General features: G+C 67.4%; 17 protein-coding genes. 10 read left to right on the top strand and 7 right to left on the bottom strand.

Annotation, left to right across the window (positions count from 1 at the left end):
- Positions 1-50: 50 nt before the first annotated feature.
- The 3 genes from ABIE58_RS06090 to cobD are packed head-to-tail and all read left to right on the top strand — an operon-like array spanning position 51 to position 2,783.
- Positions 51-869 carry a propanediol utilization protein gene (locus ABIE58_RS06090; protein ID WP_354543796.1) on the top strand — a complete coding sequence of 273 codons (819 nt, stop codon included), beginning with the start codon at positions 51-53 and terminating at the stop codon, positions 867-869.
- The gene (gene cbiB, locus ABIE58_RS06085) at positions 866-1,804 is read left to right on the top strand and encodes an adenosylcobinamide-phosphate synthase CbiB (protein ID WP_354543795.1); all 939 of its coding nucleotides are present in this window, start codon (positions 866-868) and stop codon (positions 1,802-1,804) included. Before ABIE58_RS06090 ends, cbiB begins: the two co-directional genes overlap by 4 nt.
- 7 nt (positions 1,805-1,811) lie before the next feature.
- Complete coding sequence (cobD, locus tag ABIE58_RS06080) at positions 1,812-2,783, top strand: threonine-phosphate decarboxylase CobD (RefSeq protein WP_354543794.1); 972 nt, start codon at positions 1,812-1,814, stop codon at positions 2,781-2,783.
- A gap of 255 nt (positions 2,784-3,038) precedes the next feature.
- Here cobD and ABIE58_RS06075 read toward each other — a convergent pair whose 3' ends face one another.
- Positions 3,039-3,797, bottom strand: a complete 759-nt coding sequence (locus ABIE58_RS06075; RefSeq protein ID WP_354543793.1) for a beta-keto acid cleavage family enzyme — start codon at positions 3,795-3,797, stop codon at positions 3,039-3,041.
- Entirely contained in the window at positions 3,794-5,116 is a 1,323-nt protein-coding gene (locus tag ABIE58_RS06070; RefSeq protein ID WP_502950066.1) for an aspartate aminotransferase family protein, read from the bottom strand. Before ABIE58_RS06070 ends, ABIE58_RS06075 begins: the two co-directional genes overlap by 4 nt.
- Before the next feature lie 111 nt (positions 5,117-5,227).
- Here ABIE58_RS06070 and ABIE58_RS06065 point away from each other — a divergent pair, with 111 nt between their 5' ends.
- The 4 genes from ABIE58_RS06065 to ABIE58_RS06050 all read left to right on the top strand — a co-directional run bounded on the left by ABIE58_RS06065 (position 5,228) and on the right by ABIE58_RS06050 (position 10,270).
- On the top strand, positions 5,228-6,091 hold the full coding sequence (locus tag ABIE58_RS06065; RefSeq protein WP_354543792.1) for a MurR/RpiR family transcriptional regulator: 864 nt from the start codon (positions 5,228-5,230) through the stop codon (positions 6,089-6,091).
- A gap of 41 nt (positions 6,092-6,132) precedes the next feature.
- Positions 6,133-7,101: a TAXI family TRAP transporter solute-binding subunit gene (locus ABIE58_RS06060; RefSeq protein ID WP_354543791.1), complete on the top strand. Its 969-nt coding sequence runs from the start codon at positions 6,133-6,135 to the stop codon at positions 7,099-7,101.
- Between the two features lie 116 nt (positions 7,102-7,217).
- On the top strand, positions 7,218-9,842 hold the full coding sequence (locus ABIE58_RS06055) for a TRAP transporter permease (protein WP_354543790.1): 2,625 nt from the start codon (positions 7,218-7,220) through the stop codon (positions 9,840-9,842).
- Positions 9,839-10,270: a universal stress protein gene (locus ABIE58_RS06050; RefSeq protein WP_354543789.1), complete on the top strand. Its 432-nt coding sequence runs from the start codon at positions 9,839-9,841 to the stop codon at positions 10,268-10,270. The genes ABIE58_RS06055 and ABIE58_RS06050 overlap by 4 nt, the downstream gene beginning before the upstream one ends.
- Before the next feature lie 24 nt (positions 10,271-10,294).
- On the opposite strand, the gene ABIE58_RS06045 is transcribed toward ABIE58_RS06050, so the two are convergent.
- Positions 10,295-10,948 (bottom strand): peroxiredoxin, encoded by a 654-nt coding sequence (locus ABIE58_RS06045; protein WP_354543788.1) that lies wholly within the window; start codon positions 10,946-10,948, stop codon positions 10,295-10,297.
- A gap of 124 nt (positions 10,949-11,072) precedes the next feature.
- On the opposite strand from ABIE58_RS06045, the gene ABIE58_RS06040 reads away from it, so the two are divergent.
- From ABIE58_RS06040 to ABIE58_RS06030, 3 genes are read left to right on the top strand one after another with little or no spacing between them, the layout of a single operon-like run.
- On the top strand, positions 11,073-12,515 hold the full coding sequence (locus ABIE58_RS06040) for an aldehyde dehydrogenase family protein (RefSeq protein ID WP_354543787.1): 1,443 nt from the start codon (positions 11,073-11,075) through the stop codon (positions 12,513-12,515).
- 4 nt (positions 12,516-12,519) lie between these two features.
- Positions 12,520-13,272 carry a glycosyltransferase family 25 protein gene (locus tag ABIE58_RS06035; protein ID WP_354543786.1) on the top strand — a complete coding sequence of 251 codons (753 nt, stop codon included), beginning with the start codon at positions 12,520-12,522 and terminating at the stop codon, positions 13,270-13,272.
- Positions 13,191-14,111, top strand: coding sequence for an alpha-1,2-fucosyltransferase (locus tag ABIE58_RS06030; protein WP_354543785.1), 921 nt, complete (start codon positions 13,191-13,193; stop codon positions 14,109-14,111). The genes ABIE58_RS06035 and ABIE58_RS06030 overlap by 82 nt, the downstream gene beginning before the upstream one ends.
- A 43-nt stretch (positions 14,112-14,154) precedes the next feature.
- Here ABIE58_RS06030 and ABIE58_RS06025 read toward each other — a convergent pair whose 3' ends face one another.
- From ABIE58_RS06025 to rbfA, 4 genes are all read right to left on the bottom strand, one after another.
- Positions 14,155-14,718: a DUF1643 domain-containing protein gene (locus tag ABIE58_RS06025; RefSeq protein ID WP_354543784.1), complete on the bottom strand. Its 564-nt coding sequence runs from the start codon at positions 14,716-14,718 to the stop codon at positions 14,155-14,157.
- A complete protein-coding gene (gene truB, locus ABIE58_RS06020) occupies positions 14,715-15,620 on the bottom strand; it encodes a tRNA pseudouridine(55) synthase TruB (protein ID WP_354543783.1) in 906 nt (301 codons plus the stop codon). Before truB ends, ABIE58_RS06025 begins: the two co-directional genes overlap by 4 nt.
- Positions 15,621-15,659: 39 nt before the next feature.
- A complete protein-coding gene (locus ABIE58_RS06015) occupies positions 15,660-16,439 on the bottom strand; it encodes a phosphodiester glycosidase family protein (RefSeq protein ID WP_502950068.1) in 780 nt (259 codons plus the stop codon).
- A gap of 103 nt (positions 16,440-16,542) precedes the next feature.
- On the bottom strand, positions 16,543-16,938 hold the full coding sequence (gene rbfA, locus ABIE58_RS06010; RefSeq protein WP_354543781.1) for a 30S ribosome-binding factor RbfA: 396 nt from the start codon (positions 16,936-16,938) through the stop codon (positions 16,543-16,545).
- Positions 16,939-16,991 lie beyond the last annotated feature (53 nt).

Here is a 16,991-nt window from a genome sequence, read left to right as displayed (position 1 = left end):
ATCATCGCCCCCCGCGTGACAACGCGGCAAGGGCGATGAGGGCGGGGCCGATGACAAGGCAGATGACCCCGGTGGCCCGGCCCGCGATCCGCGTGCCGGGCCATTTCGGGGAATGGATACAGGGGCGGCTTGGCCCCGAGGGTCCGGTGGTGCTGGTGACGCTGGCCTGCCCTGCGCTTGGCGTGATGGCAGCGGGGGAGGGGCCGGGGATTGACCGGCTGTTCCCGCCGCGCGCGGTGGCCGGGTTTGCCCGCGCGCTGGGGCTTGGCCCGGTGGCATGGCCGGGGCTGGGGTGCGACATGCCGATGGGGGCGGGGGCCGGGGCCTCGACCGCGTGTCTTGTGGCAAGTGCGCGGGCGATGGGCGCGCGCGCCGAACCGGAGGCGCTGGCGCGCGCCTGCCTCGCGGTCGAGGGTGCCACCGATCCGCTGATGTATCCCGCGCCCGATGCGATGCTCTGGGCCTCGCGTGAGGCGCGCGTGATTGAGGACCTGCCGCTGCCGCCGCCCTGCGAGGTGGTGGGCGGGTTCTGGGGCGCGTCGGCGCGCACCGATCCCGAGGATCATGATTTCCCTGATATCGCCGATCTGGTGCCGTTCTGGCGCGCGGCGGTGGCGCGGGGCGATCTGGCGGCGGTGGCCGGGATCGCCACCGAATCGGCGCGGCGTTGTTCGGCCTTGCGCGGGCCGGTGGACCCGATGGCGGCGCTGGCGCGAGACTTGGGCGCGCTTGGCCATACGCGGGCGTATACCGGCACGGCGCGGGCGCTGATCTTTGCCCCCGGCAAGGTGCCCGACGGGGCCGGGGCGGCGCTGGCCGAGGCGGGGCTGACAGGCGTTTTGCGCTTTGCCACCGGGGGGGCGGCATGAGCTTTGCGGGCATGATGCTGGTGGGGCTGGCGATTGATCTGGCTTTGGGGTGGCCCAGCTGGCTCCATGCGCGGATCGGGCATCCGGTGACATGGCTGGGCGCGGTGATTGCGGCGCTGGAGCGGCTGGGCAATCGCGGGGGGCGCTCCATACGTATCGGTATGGGAGCGCTCTGCGTGGCGCTGGTCGTGGCTCTCGCGGTGGGGCCTGCGCTGCTGGTGCAACGGGTCTTGCCGGAGGGGCTGTGGGGCGTGGTCATCGGCGGCCTGCTGGCCTGGCCGCTCATCGCGCTGCGCTCGATGCATACCCATGTTGCCGCCGTGGCTGCGCCTCTCTTGCGCGGCGATCTGGAGGCCGCGCGCGCGGCGGTGGCGATGATCGTCGGGCGCGATCCGGCCCTGCTCGACGGGGCGGGCGTGGCCCGCGCCGCGATCGAAAGCCTTGCGGAAAATACCGGCGACGGCATCGTGGCGCCGGTGTTCTGGGGCGTGGTGGCGGGCCTGCCGGGGATCGCCACCTACAAGGCCGTCAACACGCTCGATTCGATGATCGGGCATCGCAACGCGCGCTACGAGGCCTTCGGCAAGGTCGCGGCGAGGCTTGACGATCTGGCCAACCTGATCCCCGCGCGGATCACGGGGGTGCTCTTCGCGCTGGCCGCGCCGCGCTATATGGCGCGCGCCCTGCGCATCATGTGGCGGGATGCGCGCGCGCACCGCTCGCCCAATGCGGGCTGGTCCGAGGCGGCGATGGCGGGGGCGCTGGGCGTCCGCCTCTCGGGGCCGCGTGCCTATGGCGACCGGGTGAGCGAGGAGCCGTGGCTGAACGGTGCGGCACGCGATCCCGGCGCGGCGGATGTGCGGCGTGCGCTGCGGCTTTATGCACGGGCGATGGCGCTGATGGCGCTTGCGCTCGGGGCGCTGTGGCTGCTCTAACATGGGCATGACAACGCTCCGCGATCATGGTGGCAATCTGGATGCCGCGCGGCACCGCTTTGGCGGGGCGGCGGCGGATTGGCTCGACCTGTCGACGGGGATCAACCCGGTGGCATACCCGGTGCCGCCGCTCTCGGAGCGGGCGTTCACCGCCCTGCCCACGCACGAGGATATGGCGCGGCTGAGTGCAACTGCGGCGGCCTGTTACGGCACGCGCGCCGAGGTGGTGCCCTTGGCAGGCGCGCAGGCGGCAATCCAGACGGTGCCGTATGTTGTGCCGCGCGGGCTCGCGCGCGTGCTGGGGCCGACCTATAACGAGCACGCCGCCGCGCTGCGTGCGGGCGGCTGGGCGGTGGAGGAGGTGGCCACGCCAGAGGCGCTTCGGGGCGCGGACCTGGCGGTGGTGGTCAACCCCAACAACCCCTGCGGAGGCCGGCACGCGCCCGAGGCGCTCATGGCGCTGGCAGGCCGGGTGGGGGTGCTGGTGGTGGACGAAAGCTTTGCCGATCCCGAGCCGGGCCTGTCGCTCGCGCCGCTGCTTGACGCGGCAGAGAACGTGCTGGTGCTGCGCTCCTTCGGCAAGTTCTACGGGCTGGCGGGGCTGCGGCTGGGTTTCGTGCTGCCGTGTGAGGGCATGGCGGCGCGGGTGCGAGAGATGGCCGGGCCGTGGCCGGTCTCCGGCCCGGCGATCGAGGTGGCCTGCAAGGCGCTGGGCGATACCGCGTGGCAGGCCGAAACCACCGCGCGCCTGAACCGAGACGCTGCCCGGCTCGATGCGCTGGCAGGGCGCGCGGGCTGGCAGCTTGTCGGCGGCACGCCGCTCTTTCGGACCTATGCGGCGCCGGATGCCGTGGCGGCGAAGGAGCGGCTTGCCGGTGCCCATATCTGGACACGGGTTTTCCCGTGGTCACGGCACTGGATCAGGCTTGGCATGGCCGGAACGGCGGCAGAGTGGGCGCGGCTCGACGCCGCCTTGTGAGGGAGGCGGTTGGGGGGTGGAGCAGAGGTTGAGGGAGCCGCGCATCGACGGGCCGCGGTGCGGCGATCCAACGTCAGTTTGGCAGCACTTTATCGCGCCAAATCCGAAAAACCTCAGAGGGTGGCGCAGGTGGCAGCCGAATCGCCGTGCCGGTCAGGCGGCCCGGCGATGCGCGGCGGCGCGCAAGCGCGCCTTGTTCCGCGCGGGGCAGCACTCCAACATCCCCTCCAGCCCAAACCCCCTACGCGCCGCAACTCACGCGCAGGCCGCCATCACCGCGCGCACGCGGTCGGCATTGTCGCGCGCCAGCCGCCCATCTTCGTGCCAGAGGCTGTTCTCGAACCCCACGCGCAGCTTGCCGCCCGCCGCGTGCGCGGCCGCGAGGCAGGCGGTTTCGGCGCGGCCAAAGGCGCAGGCGGCCCAATCGGCGGGGGTATTCCGCGCCGCCAGCCGCTCAAGGAACGGGGCAAGGTCGCGCGCGTCGCTTTCCTGCCCGGCGCTGTAGCGGCCAAGCACGAAGATCATCTGCACCCCTGCCGCATCGCGCAAACCCTCCGGCACCAGCCGCGCCAGCAGGTCGAAATCCGCCGCGTCGTAAAGGATATGCTGCACCGCGATGTCGCGTTCGGCGCAGGCGGCGTAGAAACCGGGAGCCTCATCGGCCTCTTCGGCCATTTCGCGCAGCGCGACCGAGACCAGATCGGCCCCGGCATCGAGCGCCACCTGCCGCTGGCGGGGCGGGGCATAGATCCCTGCCGCCTCGGTCGTGACCTGCACCGCCATGCCGGGCACCGCGCGGGCGAGTTCCGCCAGCGCCTCGCGATAGGCTCCGGCGTCGAGCAGGTGCCGCCCTTGCGCGTCGCGCAGGTGCAGGTGCAGCCCGTCCGCGCCCGCCTCAAGACAGGTGCGCGCGGTGGCGACGATCTCGGGCAGGGTCATGGGCAGGGCGGGGTGATCTGCCTTGCTTCGCCGCGCGCCGTTGGGCGCGACCATCAGCCGGGGCAGCGCCCTCATGCGAGGCCCGCTTCCATCGCGAGGGCGAGCTTGTCCACCAACTCGCCCACCTGGTCCTCGGTCAGGATGAAAGGCGGCGCAAGCAAGACATGATCGCCCCGCCGCCCGTCGATCGTGCCGCCCATCGGGTAGCAGATCAGCCCGGCGTCAAACGCCGCCGCCTTGATCCGCTTGTGGACCCCGCGCGCGGGATCAAATGGTGTCTTGCTCTCGCGATCCTCGACCAGTTCCAGCCCGCGAAACATGCCGCGCCCGCGAATGTCGCCGACATGGGGGTGCTGGCCAAAGCGGTCGCGCAGCGCCGCGTCGAGCCGCTCGCCCATCTGCGCCGCGCGGTCGGTCATGCCGCCGTGGGTCAGCTTCGTCACTACCACATCGGCGGCGGCGCAGGCGATGGGATGGCCGATATAGGTGTGGCCATGCTGGAAAAAACCCGATCCGCCCGCGATGGCGGCATAGATCGCGGCTGAGCACAGCATCGCGCCGATGGGCTGATAGCCCGCGCCAAGCCCCTTGGCGATGGTCACGATATCGGGGCGCACGCCGTCCTGCTCGCAGGCGAAAAGCGTGCCGGTGCGCCCCATCCCGCACATCACCTCGTCGAGGATCAGCAATATGCCGTGACGGTCGCAGATCTCGCGGATGCGCCTGAAATATCCCGGCACGGGCGGCACCGCGCCAAGGGTCGCGCCCACCACCGGCTCTGCCACGAAAGCGATGACGTTTTCCGGGCCGACGCGGTGCAGTTCCGCCTCAAGCTCATCGGCGACGCGCAGCCCGTAATCTTCGGGCGATTCGCCGTCCTGCTGCCCGCGATAGGCGTAGCAGGGCGAGATATGCGAGGTTTCCACCATCAGCGGCGCGAACGGCTCTCGCCGCCACATGTTGCCCCCCGTCCCGAGCGCGCCCAGCGTGTTGCCGTGATAGCTCTGCTGTCGCGCGATGAAGCGGGTGCGGCTGGCCTCTCCCTTCTCCAGGAAATACTGCCGCGCGAGTTTCAGCGCCGCCTCCACCGCCTCGGAGCCGCCGGAGACGAAATAGACCCGCTCGATCCCCTCGGGCGCGTGGGCAATCAGCCGGTCGGCCAGCCGCTCGGCGGGCTCTGAGGTGAAGAACCCGGTATGGGCAAAGGCGATTCGGTCGGCCTGATCCTTGATCGCCTGCGTCACGTCCGGGTCGGAATGGCCAAGGCACGACACCGCCGCCCCGCCCGATCCGTCGAGATAGCGCTTGCCGGTCTCGTCGATGATATAGGCCCCGTCGCCGCGCGCGGCGCGGGGCGGGCGGGCCTTGGTGTGGCGGGGAAAGACATGGGTCATGATGCGTATCCTTGGCTGCTCGCCTGACTGAAACAAATGAATCACCTGTTGACAAGAGGTGAAACAGATGGAACCAATGTTTCAAAAAAGACGACATCAGGGGGATACCGTTTGAACGCCTCGTTCGAACACAGACTGTCGCGGAATTTCGACGGCCTCAGTGACAAGCTGCGGCAGGCGGGCGAATATGTAGCGGCGCATCCCGTTGATACCGCGACCCGGTCGCTGCGCAGCGTGGCACAGGAAAGCGGGCTTGCGCCCGCCACGTTTTCGCGGCTCGCGCGCGCCATCGGCTACCAGAGTTTCGAGGATCTGCGCGAGGACATGCGCGAAAAGATCGGCCAGCGCGTCAACAGCTTTGCCGAGCGTGCAGAGCGGTTGCAGGCGGCCCACGAGGCGGGCGAGACCGGGTTTTTCGACGCCCATGTGGGGGCGTGCCAGAACAACCTTGAAACCCTCCTGCGCGATATCGACCGGCCGCTGCTGGAGCGCGCGGTGGCCCGGCTCGACGGGGCGCGCAACGTGCTTGTGTTCGGGGCGCTTGGCTCTACCGGCGTGGTGGAATACCTTGCCTACATGGCGCATTTCTGCACCGGAAACTGGATCATCGGCGGGCGCATGGGGGCCTCGCTCGGGGCGGCGCTGGCCGATCTGGATGCGCGCGACGCGTTCCTTGTCGTGACCAAGCCGCCGTTTTCCACCCGCTCCATCGAGGCCGCGCAGATGGCGGCGGGGCAGGGGGCATATGTGGTGGTCATCACCGACAGCCACGCCTGCCCGGCGCTGCCCCATGCCTCGGCGGGGTTCGTCCTGCCCTCGAACAGCCCGCATTTCTATTCCTCCTATGTGGCCACCCTCGTCTTTGTCGAAGCGATGATCGGGATGCTGGTGAGCCGTGCAGGCCCGGCGGCGCGCGCGCGCATCGCACGGGTCGAAGAGAGCAGCCGCCGCCTTGGCGAAACCTGGGACGGCTGACACGCAAACCGAAACGACATCATCAAAAAAGGGAGATCATGATGTTTGCCAAGTTCAAATTCACTGTTGCCGGGGCCGCGCTGGCCACGCTGATGGCACCGGCGGCGATGGCCGAGGAGTTCATCACCATCGGCACCGGCGGCGTCACCGGCGTCTATTATCCCACCGGCGGCGCGATCTGCCGTCTGGTCAACAAGGGCCGCAAGGATCACGGCATCCGCTGCTCGGTGGAATCCACCGGCGGCTCTATCTACAACATCAAGACCATCCGCGCGGGCGAGCTTGAATTCGGCGTCGCGCAGTCCGACTGGCAGTATCACGCCTATAACGGCACATCGAGCTTTGCCGACGATGGCGCGTTCGAGGGGCTGCGCGCGGTGTTTTCGGTCCATCCCGAACCCTTCACCGTGGTGGCCCGCGCCGATAGCGGCGTCACCAGCTTTGACGATCTCAAGGGCAAGCGCGTCAATATCGGCAATCCCGGATCGGGCCAGCGCGGCACGATGGAAGTGCTGATGGCGGCCAAGGGCTGGACAACCGATGATTTCGCGCTCGCGACCGAATTGAAGGCCGCCGAACAGTCTGCCGCGCTCTGCGATAACCAGATCGACGCGATGGTCTATACCGTCGGTCACCCTTCCGGCTCTATCCAGGAGGCAACCACCGCCTGTGACAGTGTGCTGGTCGAGGTCAGCGGCCCGGCCGTGGACAAGCTGGTGAACGACAACCCCTATTACCGCACCGCCACCATCCCCGGCGGCATGTATCGCGGCAATGACGCCGATACCCAGACCTTTGGTGTCGGCGCCACCTTTGTCAGCTCTGACGCGGTGAGCGAAGAGGCGGTTTATACGGTCGTGAAATCGGTGTTCGAGAATTTCGACGATTTCCGCGGCCTGCACCCGGCCTTTGCCAATCTTGACCCCAAGGAAATGGCGACCGCCGGTCTTTCGGCCCCGCTGCACGCCGGTGCCGCGAAATACTACAAGGAGCAGGGCTGGATCGAGTAACGATCCGCGCGACCCGGCAAGGGCGGCACACCGCCCTTGCCAATTCCCTTTGGGTTATTTCAAACTCAGCATAACAGATCGCGGATTGACCGCGGCACGTCAGGGAGACGCAACGCATGGCCGAGAACACGCAAGCCAAGGGGCCGCTCAGCGAAGAAGAGCTGCAAGAGATGGTCGCCTCCAACGACGGCGGCGCGCGCAATCCGACCGGCAAGGTGGCGATGCTGCTGGCGGTGGTGGCGCTGGTCTGGTCGCTCTACCAGGTGTTGCTGGCCTCGCCGCTCGCGAATTACGTGCTGCCCGGCGATCTCATCAACAATTCGCGCCAGATCCACCTCGCCTTCGCGATCTTTCTCGCCTTCATGGCCTATCCGATGCTGAAATCCAGCCCGCGCACATATGTGCCGATCTATGACTGGGTGCTTGGCCTCGCGGGCACCTATCTGGCGCTTTACGGTTATTTCTTCTACGCCAAGATCGTCGATAATGGCGGGCTGGCCGATCACACCGACAAATGGATGGCGCTTGCAGGTCTCTTGATCCTGTTCGAGGGCGCGCGCCGCGCGCTCGGGCCTGCGATGGCGATCATCGCCACGATCTTTCTCGGCTATGTCTTCTTCGGGGCCTCGGAATGGGTGCCCGAGGTGATCCGCTGGAAGGGTGCCAGCCTGCAAAAGGCGATGAGCCATATGTGGATCACCTCCGAGGGTGTCTTTGGCATCGCTTTGGGCGTCTCGACCAAGTTCGTGTTTCTCTTCGTGCTCTTCGGCGCGCTTTTGGACAAGGCGGGCGCGGGCAACTACTTCATCAAGATGGCGTTCGGCGCATTGGGCCATCTGCGCGGCGGTCCGGCCAAGGCCGCCGTGGTCGGCTCTGCCGCCACTGGCCTCATTTCCGGCTCGTCCATCGCCAATGTGGTCACGACCGGCACCTTCACCATCCCGCTGATGAAGCGGGTGGGCTTCACCTCCGAGAAGGCCGGCGCGGTCGAGGTGGCAAGCTCTGTCAATGGCCAGATCATGCCGCCGGTGATGGGGGCTGCGGCCTTTCTGATGGTGGAATATGTCGGCATCTCTTACGTCGAGGTCATCACCCACGCCTTCCTGCCCGCCACGATCAGCTATATCGCGCTGGTCTATATCGTCCATCTCGAGGCGGTGAAGCAGAACATGCCGACGCTCGGCGACCGGGTGGTGAGCCTGGGGCGCACCATCGGCGGCATGGCGCTTTTCTTCGCGGGATTCGCGGGGCTTTGCTACGGGGTGCAATACCCGGTGGGCTGGATCGTCGCCGCCGTGCCCGACAATTCCGGATTGGTCCTGTCGGCGCTTCTGGTGCTGGCCTATGTCGCGCTGCTTTGGTTCGCGGCAGGCGTGCCGGATCTTGAGCCGGACGACCCCAATTCAGAGGATGTGCGCCTGCCCGACGTGGGCGAGATCTACAAGGCGGGGCTATACTTCCTTCTGCCCATCGTGGTGCTGGTCTATTTCCTGATGATCGAGCAGAAATCGCCCGGCCTCTCGGCCTTCTGGGCGACGGCGCTGCTGTTTGTGATCCTGTTGACGCAGCGCCCCCTGAAGGCGATGTTCCGTGGCCAGAGCGAGATGGCCAACGCCGTGCGCGCCGGTCTCCTTGACCTCATCGACGGGCTGATCGCGGGGGCGCGCAACATGATCGGCATCGCCCTTGCCACCGCCACCGCCGGGGTGATCGTGGGCACGGTCACGCTCACCGGGGTGGGGCAGGTGATGTCCGAACTGGTTGAGTTCCTGTCGGGTGGCAATCTGGTGCTGATGCTCATCCTGGTGGGGCTGCTGAGCCTCGTGCTGGGCATGGGCCTGCCGACCACGGCCAATTATATCGTCGTGTCGTCGCTGATGGCGGGCGTGGTGGTGGAGCTTGGCGCGCAATCGGGGCTGATCGTGCCGCTGATCGCGGTGCATCTCTTTGTCTTCTATTTCGGGATCATGGCCGATGTGACGCCACCGGTGGGGCTGGCAAGCTTTGCCGCCGCCGCCGTGTCGGGGGGCGACGCGATCAAGACCGGCATTGTCGCGTTCTTCTACAGCTTGCGCACAGTGGCGCTGCCCTTCGTGTTCATCTTCAATACCAACCTGCTGTTGATTGATGTCACGGTGACCCAGGGTATCATCACCTTCATCACGGCAACCATCGCGATCCTTGTCTTTACTGCCGGAACCATGGGCTGGTTCCTGACCAAGAACCGCATCTACGAAAGTGTCGCGCTGGTGCTGGTGGCCTTTGCCCTGTTCCGGCCCGACTATTTCATGGACCGGATCCAGCCACCCTTCGAGATCGTCGAGCCTGCGCAGCTTGAGCAGGCGCTTGGGCGCGCGGTGCCGGGGCAGGATCTGCGCATCGTGGTGGCTGGCCCCGATTTCATCAGCGGTGAGCCCAAGGAGACGACGCTGGTGCTCTCGGTCACCGAGGACAAGGACGGGGCGGCGCTGTTGCAGGAGTATGGCCTGACGCTCATTCCCGAGGGCGATCAGGTGCTGCTCGACGAGCCGATGTTCGGCACGCCCTTTGCCGATACGATGCAGGGCTATGATTTCTACGGCGACACGCCGGTCACGATCACCACCGTCAAGGCCCCGGTCGATCAATGGCCGCAAGAGCTTCTGTTCATCCCAGCCTTCCTGCTGCTGGCGCTGGTGGCGCTGTTGCAGCGCGCCCGCCTCGGGAGGGAAACCCAGATCAAGCAAGGAGCCACGACATGACCGGCCCCGTTCTCTGCGCCGTCGATATCAGCAACCCGCGCCGTGACGATAACGTGCTGCGCTCTGCCGCGCGGCTTGCGGCCCTCGACGGGGCGCAGCTTGATCTCATTACCGTCGTGCCCGATTACGGGATGAGCGTGGTAGGCAGCTATTTCGACAAGGAACATCACCCCAAGATCGAGCAAGAGGCGCGGCGGCGGCTCGACGATCTGGTGTCAGAGGTGCTCGGCCCCGAGGCCAATGCCAGCATCCGTCACCTCGTCGTGACCGGGAACGCCTACGAGGAAATCCTTCGCGTGGCCCGCGCCGATGGGGCCTCGCTCATCGTGATCGGCGCGCACAAGCCCGATTTCCACGATTTCCTGCTTGGCCCCAACGCGGCGCGGGTGGTGCGCCACGCCGCGTGCTCGGTCATGGTGGTGCGGTAAGGGCGGGTTGCGCGCGCCCGACGGTTATCCCGGCAGCTTCACCTTGCGCAGATAGGGCAGTTGTGCATCGAAACTGCCGAATTTCTCGCGCGCGGCCGCGTCATTCACCGAGGGCGGCACGATCACATCCTGCCCAAGCGTCCAGTCGGCGGGCGTCGCCACGCCATGTTTCGCCGTGGTCTGAAGCGCGTCGAGCGCGCGCAGCACCTCGGCGAAATTGCGCCCCACCGTCATCGGGTAGGTCATCGACAGTTTCAACTGCTTGTCCGGCCCGATGATGAAGACCGAGCGCACCGTGGCGCTGTCGGCAGGCGTGCGCCCATCGGGTAGATAGGCCTCGGCGGGCAGCATGTCGAAGGCCTTGGAGACCGCCAGCCCGTCATCGGCGATGATCGGGAATCGCGGCGCGGCCCCGCCGACGGCCTCGATATCGCCCTTCCATTTGCGGTGATCCTCGACGCCATCGACCGAGACGCCGATTACCTTGGTGCCGCGCTTCTCCCATTCATCAGCCAGCCGCGAAACGGCGCCAAATTCGGTGGTGCAAACGGGGGTGAAATCCTTGGGATGCGAAAACAGAATCGCCCAGCTATCGCCGATCCACTCGTGCAGCGAGAACGTGCCGAGATCGGTCTCGACGGTCAGATCGGGGATCGTGTCATTGATGCGAAGTGCCATGAAAGCCTCCTTGTTTTGCGGGCGCGGGCGGGGATTTGATCAAATTCCCAGAGGGCCGGATCATCCGGCCTTGCGGCGCGCCGGAACCGCTGACAGAGTGCCGCCAAATCCACGGAGGTCAACCATGATCGAGAAAAAGATGTTCTATATTGACGGGGCCTGGCAGAAGCCGCTTTCCGGCCGTGATCACGCCGTCATCAACCCCACCACCGAGGAGCCCTGCGCGGTCATCGCGCTCGGCGGGCAGGCCGATACCGATGCCGCCGTCGCCGCCGCGCGCGCGGCCTTTCCGGCATGGATGGCCACCCCGCCCGCCGAACGCATCGCTCATGTCGAGAAAATCCTCGAGGTTTACGCAACCCGCGCCGAGGATATGGCGCAGGCCACCAGCATGGAGATGGGCGCGCCCATCGACATGGCGCGCCAGCAACAGGTGCCTTCGGGGACGTGGCATATCACCAATTTCCTGACCGCCGCGCGCGCCTTCGAATTCGACGAGCCGCTTGGCGATCACGCCCCGAATGACCGCATCATCCACGAGCCGGTGGGTGTGGTGGCGATGATCACGCCGTGGAACTGGCCGCAGAACCAGATCACCCTCAAGGTGATCGCGGGGCTCATTGCGGGCTGCACCATGGTGCTCAAGCCAAGCGAGGAATCGCCGCTCAACGCGCTGATCTTCGCCGAGGTGATCCATGAGGCGGGCCTGCCCAAGGGCGTGTTCAACCTCGTCAACGGCGATGGCGCGGGCGTGGGCAGCCAGCTTTCGGCGCATGAGGGCGTCGATATGGTCAGCTTCACCGGCTCATCGCGCGCGGGCAAACTCATCTCGAAATCCGCCGCCGACACGCTCAAGCGCGTCAGCCTTGAGCTGGGCGGCAAGGGCGCGAACCTGATCTTTGCCGATGCCGATGAAAAGGCCGTCAAGCGCGGCGTGATCCATTGCATGAACAATACCGGCCAATCGTGCAACGCCCCCACGCGGATGTTGGTGGAACGGTCGCGCTATGACAGCGCCGTTGCAGAGGCCGCCGAGGTCGCCGCCGCAATCAAGGTCGGCCCCGCCCATGAAGAGGGCCGCCATATCGGCCCGGTCGTCAACGAGGCGCAGTTCAACAAGATACAAGGGTTGATCCAGATCGGCATCGACGAGGGCGCGCGGCTTGTCGCGGGCGGTCTTGGCCGCCCCGACGGGCTCAATCGCGGGTTTTTCGTGCGGCCCACGGTCTTTGCCGATGTCACCCCCGACATGACCATCGCCCGCGAGGAAATCTTTGGCCCGGTCCTGTCGATCATGCCCTTTGAGACAGAGGAGGAGGCGTTGCGCATCGCCAATGACACGCCTTACGGCCTCACGAACTATGTCCAGACCACTGACGCCGCCCGCGCCAATCGCCTTGCGCGCGGCTTGCGCTCGGGCATGGTTGAGATGAACGGCAAATCGCGCGGCGCGGGATCGCCCTTCGGCGGGATGAAGCAATCGGGCCACGGGCGCGAGGGCGGTAAATGGGGCATCGAGGATTTCCTCGAGGTCAAGGCCGTCTCGGGCTGGACCCCCGGCGCCTGATCTGGTGGCGGGCCACGCCTTTATCCTGCATCTGGTGCGTGCCACGGCGCGGCGCGACAACGCGTGCGCCCTGCTCGAGGGCTGCGGGATGGAGGGCGAGATCTGGGCCGCCGTCGATGGCCGCGCGATGTCGTCGCGCGATCTTGCGGCCTGCGTCGGCGCGCGGCTCTTTGCACCGGCCTACCCGTTCGGCCTCAAGACCGGCGAGATCGGCTGTTTCCTCAGCCACCGCCAGATCTGGGCCGAGATCGTGCGGCGCGATCTGGATCACGCGCTCCTCATCGAGGATGATGCCGCCATCGCCGATCCTTTCCCCGCCGCGCTGGCACTGGCGCGCGATCACATCGCCGATCTGGGCTATATCCAGTTCCAGACCCGCCCGGTGCCGCGCCCCGCCACCGTGGTCGATACAAATGGCGGGGCGACGCTTGCGGTGCCGCGGGTGGCAGGGCTGCGCACCACCGCGCAGATGCTGAGCCGCGCCGCCGCCGAGCGGCTTTTGCACCTGTCGGAGGTGTTTGACCGGCCCGTGGATACGTTTATCCAGAGCCATTGGCATACCGGGCTGCGCCCCGCCGCGATCCACCCCGCGGGGATCACCGATATCGCCCACCGGCTCGACGGCTCGACCATTCAGGGCGGGGCGCGCGGCCCGATGGAGCGGCTGGGGCGCGAATGGGCGCGGCTGCGCTATCGCCGGGCGGTGGCGGCGGCCTCGCGGCAAAGCGCGGCCCCGGCGGCGGGCGGGCCGGGATGATCGTTGCGCGGCTTTTCGGGGGGCTTGGCAACCAGCTTTTCCAATATGCCGCCGGGCGCGCGCTTGCCGATCACCTGCGCACCGATCTGGCGCTTGATACCCGTTATCTCGGCGGCGCGCGGGCCTGTGGCATGGGTCATTTCGCGCGGGCGCGATACCGGACCGACACGCCCCTGCCGCCCGCCAGATCCGACGGGATGCTGCGCTATGGGCTGTGGCGGCTTATGGGCCGGAACCCCCGCTTTTACCGCGAGCGCGGCCTCGGCTTCGACCCGGCGTTCCGTGACCTGCCCGACGGCAGCTATCTGCACGGCTACTGGCAATCCGCGCGCTATTTCGCCGCTATCGCCGGGCGGCTGCGCAGCGATCTGGCATTCACCACCCCGCTTGATCTGGCCAATGCCGATATGACCGCGCGGATCGAGGCCGCGCCCTGCGCCGTCTCGGTCCATGTGCGGCGCGGCGATTACCTCGCCTCGGGCAGCTATGCCGCCTGCCCGCCGGACTATTACCGCCGGGCCATCGCACGGCTGGCCGATGATCTTGGCACGCCGCTGACCTGCTTTGTCTTTTCCAACGATCCCGGCTGGGCGCGCGACGCGCTCGATCTTGGCACGCAAAAGGTGGTGGTCGATCTCAACGACGAGACGCGCGGCGCGTTCGATCTTCACCTGATGTCGCGCTGCGCCCATCATGTGATCGCCAATTCCACCTTTTCGTGGTGGGGGGCGTGGCTCAACCCCGCGCCGACCCGCCGGGTGATCGCGCCCGCGAACTGGTTCGGCACGGCGAAACTGTCCAATCCCGATCTCATCCCCGAGGGCTGGACGCGGCTCTGACATCCGCCGGTTTTGCCTGCCCGCGACGGCGCGGCGTAGGCTATCAACCGGGCAGCGGAAACTCCATCAGCGCGGCATCGCGGCGCAGGTAGAGCGGGTGCTTGGCCGAGCCGTCCTTGTTGAGGCCAAAACAGCGCAGCGGGCGGCCCGTCGCGGCGAGCGCGGTGACGGCGTCGCGCACGGTGCCCGCGTGGCGCGGGTGCAGACGGCCATAGGCCATCACCACCATCTCGGCCTCGGCCGCCATCGCCACCAGCGCGGGGATATTGGCGGGGCTGCACGCCATGCCCGGATCATGCGGCAGATCGCGCGGCGAGGTGGCCCGCCAGTCGAGCACATTGCCCTTGAGATAGCGGGTAAAGCCCCAGTCGCGGGCAAAGCCCAGCTCGCGGTGGCAGGTGGGATCGGAGGCTGCGGCATCGGCGACCGAGGGGTTCATGCCCACGAAAAGCACCGTGCGGGGCACCTCTCCCGGTGCGGTCCAGTCGCGGCTGAGCGCCTGCCGGTAGCGGCCGCAGTCGGAGAATGTCGCGCCGCCCTGCACGCCCTCGGGCAGGCGCAGGCGCACGCGGCCGCCGGGGTCGTGCCGGTCCTCGGGTGCGGTCATTGGTTGAACACGCGCGAGGGGTGCAACTCGCCCGCCTTGTAGCGCCCGATGGCCACCGCGCGGCCCGCCTCGGCGGCCCAGCATTCCTCGCCATACTCGACCCCGCTGGCGATCACCATGCCGGGATTGCCGTTGCGCAGCCGCGCCGCGCCCTCGGGCGTGGCGGTGAGCATGGGCAGATCGGCAAGCCCCTCTTCGAGCGGGCGCAGATGGGCGTCGAGATCGGGGGTGCGCGCCAGCGCCTCGATGGTCTCCATGTCGATACCGTCTTCGGCATTGAACGGCCCGGACCACAGACGCCGCAGCGTCAGGACATGGCCAAAGCAGCCCAGCGCGCGGCCCAGATCGCGGGCCACGGCGCGCACGTAACCGCCCTTGCCGCAGGTCATCTCGATCACGGCGGTATCGCGGTCGGGGCGGTCCACCAGCACGATTTCCTCGATCCAGAGCGGGCGGGCTGTGGTCTCGAAATCCTCGCCGTCGCGGGCGCGTTTATAGGCGCGCTCGCCGTCGATCTTGACCGCAGAGAAACGCGGCGGCACCTGCATGATCTCGCCCAGAAAGCCGCCGAGCGCGGCCTTGATCGCGTCATCCTCGGGGCGCGCGTCGTTGGTCTCGGTTATCCGGCCCTCGGCATCGTCGGTATCGGTTTCCTGCCCCAGCCGCACGGTAAAGCGATACGCCTTGAGCGCGTCGGTGATATGCGGCACCGTCTTGGTGGCCTCGCCAAGGGCGATGGCCAACACGCCCGTCGCCTCGGGGTCGAGCGTGCCGGCATGGCCTGCCTTCTTGGCGTCAAGCGCCCATTTCACCTTGTTCACCACGGCGGTGGAGGTGAGGCCCGCAGGCTTGTCCACCACCAGCCAACCCGAGATGTCGCGGCCCTTTGCCTTGCGTGCCATATGCGGTCCTGAAATTGCGCCTGGGTCAGGCCGCAGGGCCTAGTCGAGCGGCGCACCTGCGTCAACCACCACGCCGACGATCGGCCCCAGCGGCAGGAACACGGTATCCGAGCGGCCCAGCCCCGGCGCGTGCAGCCGCGAGATTTTGCCATCAAGATAGAGCGCCTGTGCCGCGCCGAGATGGTCGCGGAAAACCCGCGCGAAGCGGTGGAAATTCACCGGCGCGTCTGAGATGAGAAACCAGACGCGCCGCCCGTCAGCGGAATTGCCCACGCCGTTGCGGATATGCAGGCTGTCGCTGTCCTCAAGAAAGCGCGGATGCAGTGCGCCGTCGATCACCAGCATCGGCCCGGATTGGGTGGCAAAGCGGCAGTCGGGGGCGGCGCGCGCGAAGCGGCGCGATTCGATCACCTCGGCGCGAGCCTCGGAGACGCAGAACACGCCATTGGGCAGCATCCCGAAATTGCCGGGGCTGGCCCCGGTCAGAAGCGGCGCCGCCTGCAGTCCCTCTTCGATATAAAGGCCGACGGGGCTGCGGTCGGCGTGATACATGCCGGCATTCATGGCGAAGCCAAGCCGCTTGCCCTCGCGCGCCAAGAGCCGGTCGGTATTGGCGAAACTGCCAAGCGGGGTGCCGCGCGCGGGATCGTTGAGAAAGAGGCGGATATCGTCGCGGGCGGCATCGGCCTCGCAGAGCGTATAGCCCGCGCCCTCAAAGGTGATGGCACGGCAGGCGGCGGCGGTGGCGGGGAGGGGGGCGAGCAGAGCGAGCGCGGCAAGAAGGATGCAGGCGCGCGCGCGCTGCCCTTTACCCGTCATGCTCCGGCTTGACCGGGGCATCTCTGGCCACAGGCGCAGCCAGACCCGCGAGATTGCCCGGTCAAGCCGGGAAATGACGCGCGCTTGCCAGCGCTCGGGGCCTTTACCCCTCGACATCCCGGCGCACCTTGTCCTCGGCGAAAAGCCGCCGCGTCTCGTCCATCTGGTCAAACGTCTCATCAAGGCGAAACCGCAGGTCGGGGGTGAATTTCAGCCCCGCCTTGCGCCCGATGATGCGGCGCAATTCGGCCTTGTTGCGCGCGAGGAACGCGATCGCCTCACTACGCCCCTCGCCGCCCAAGGGCATGACAAAGGCGGTGGCGATCTTGAGATCGGGCGAGCAGCGCACCTCGCCCACGGTGATCGAGAGGCGGTTCAACTCGGGGTCATGGATATCGCCCCGCATCAGCACCTCCGACAGGGTGCGGCGGATAAGCTCGCCCACGCGCAATTGACGCTGCGAGGGGCCGGGGCCGTCATGTGTGTGCTGTCGTGCCATGTCGCCGATGTAACCCTTCGCAAAGGCCCTGCCAAGCGGGCGCGGCCCAATTT

Origin of the sequence: Roseovarius sp. MBR-78 (genome assembly GCF_040547535.1) — a bacterium.
Lineage (GTDB): Bacteria > Pseudomonadota > Alphaproteobacteria > Rhodobacterales > Rhodobacteraceae > Roseovarius.
The sequence above is the reverse complement of the archived record's forward strand: the minus strand, read 5'-3'. Positions and strand labels throughout refer to the sequence as shown.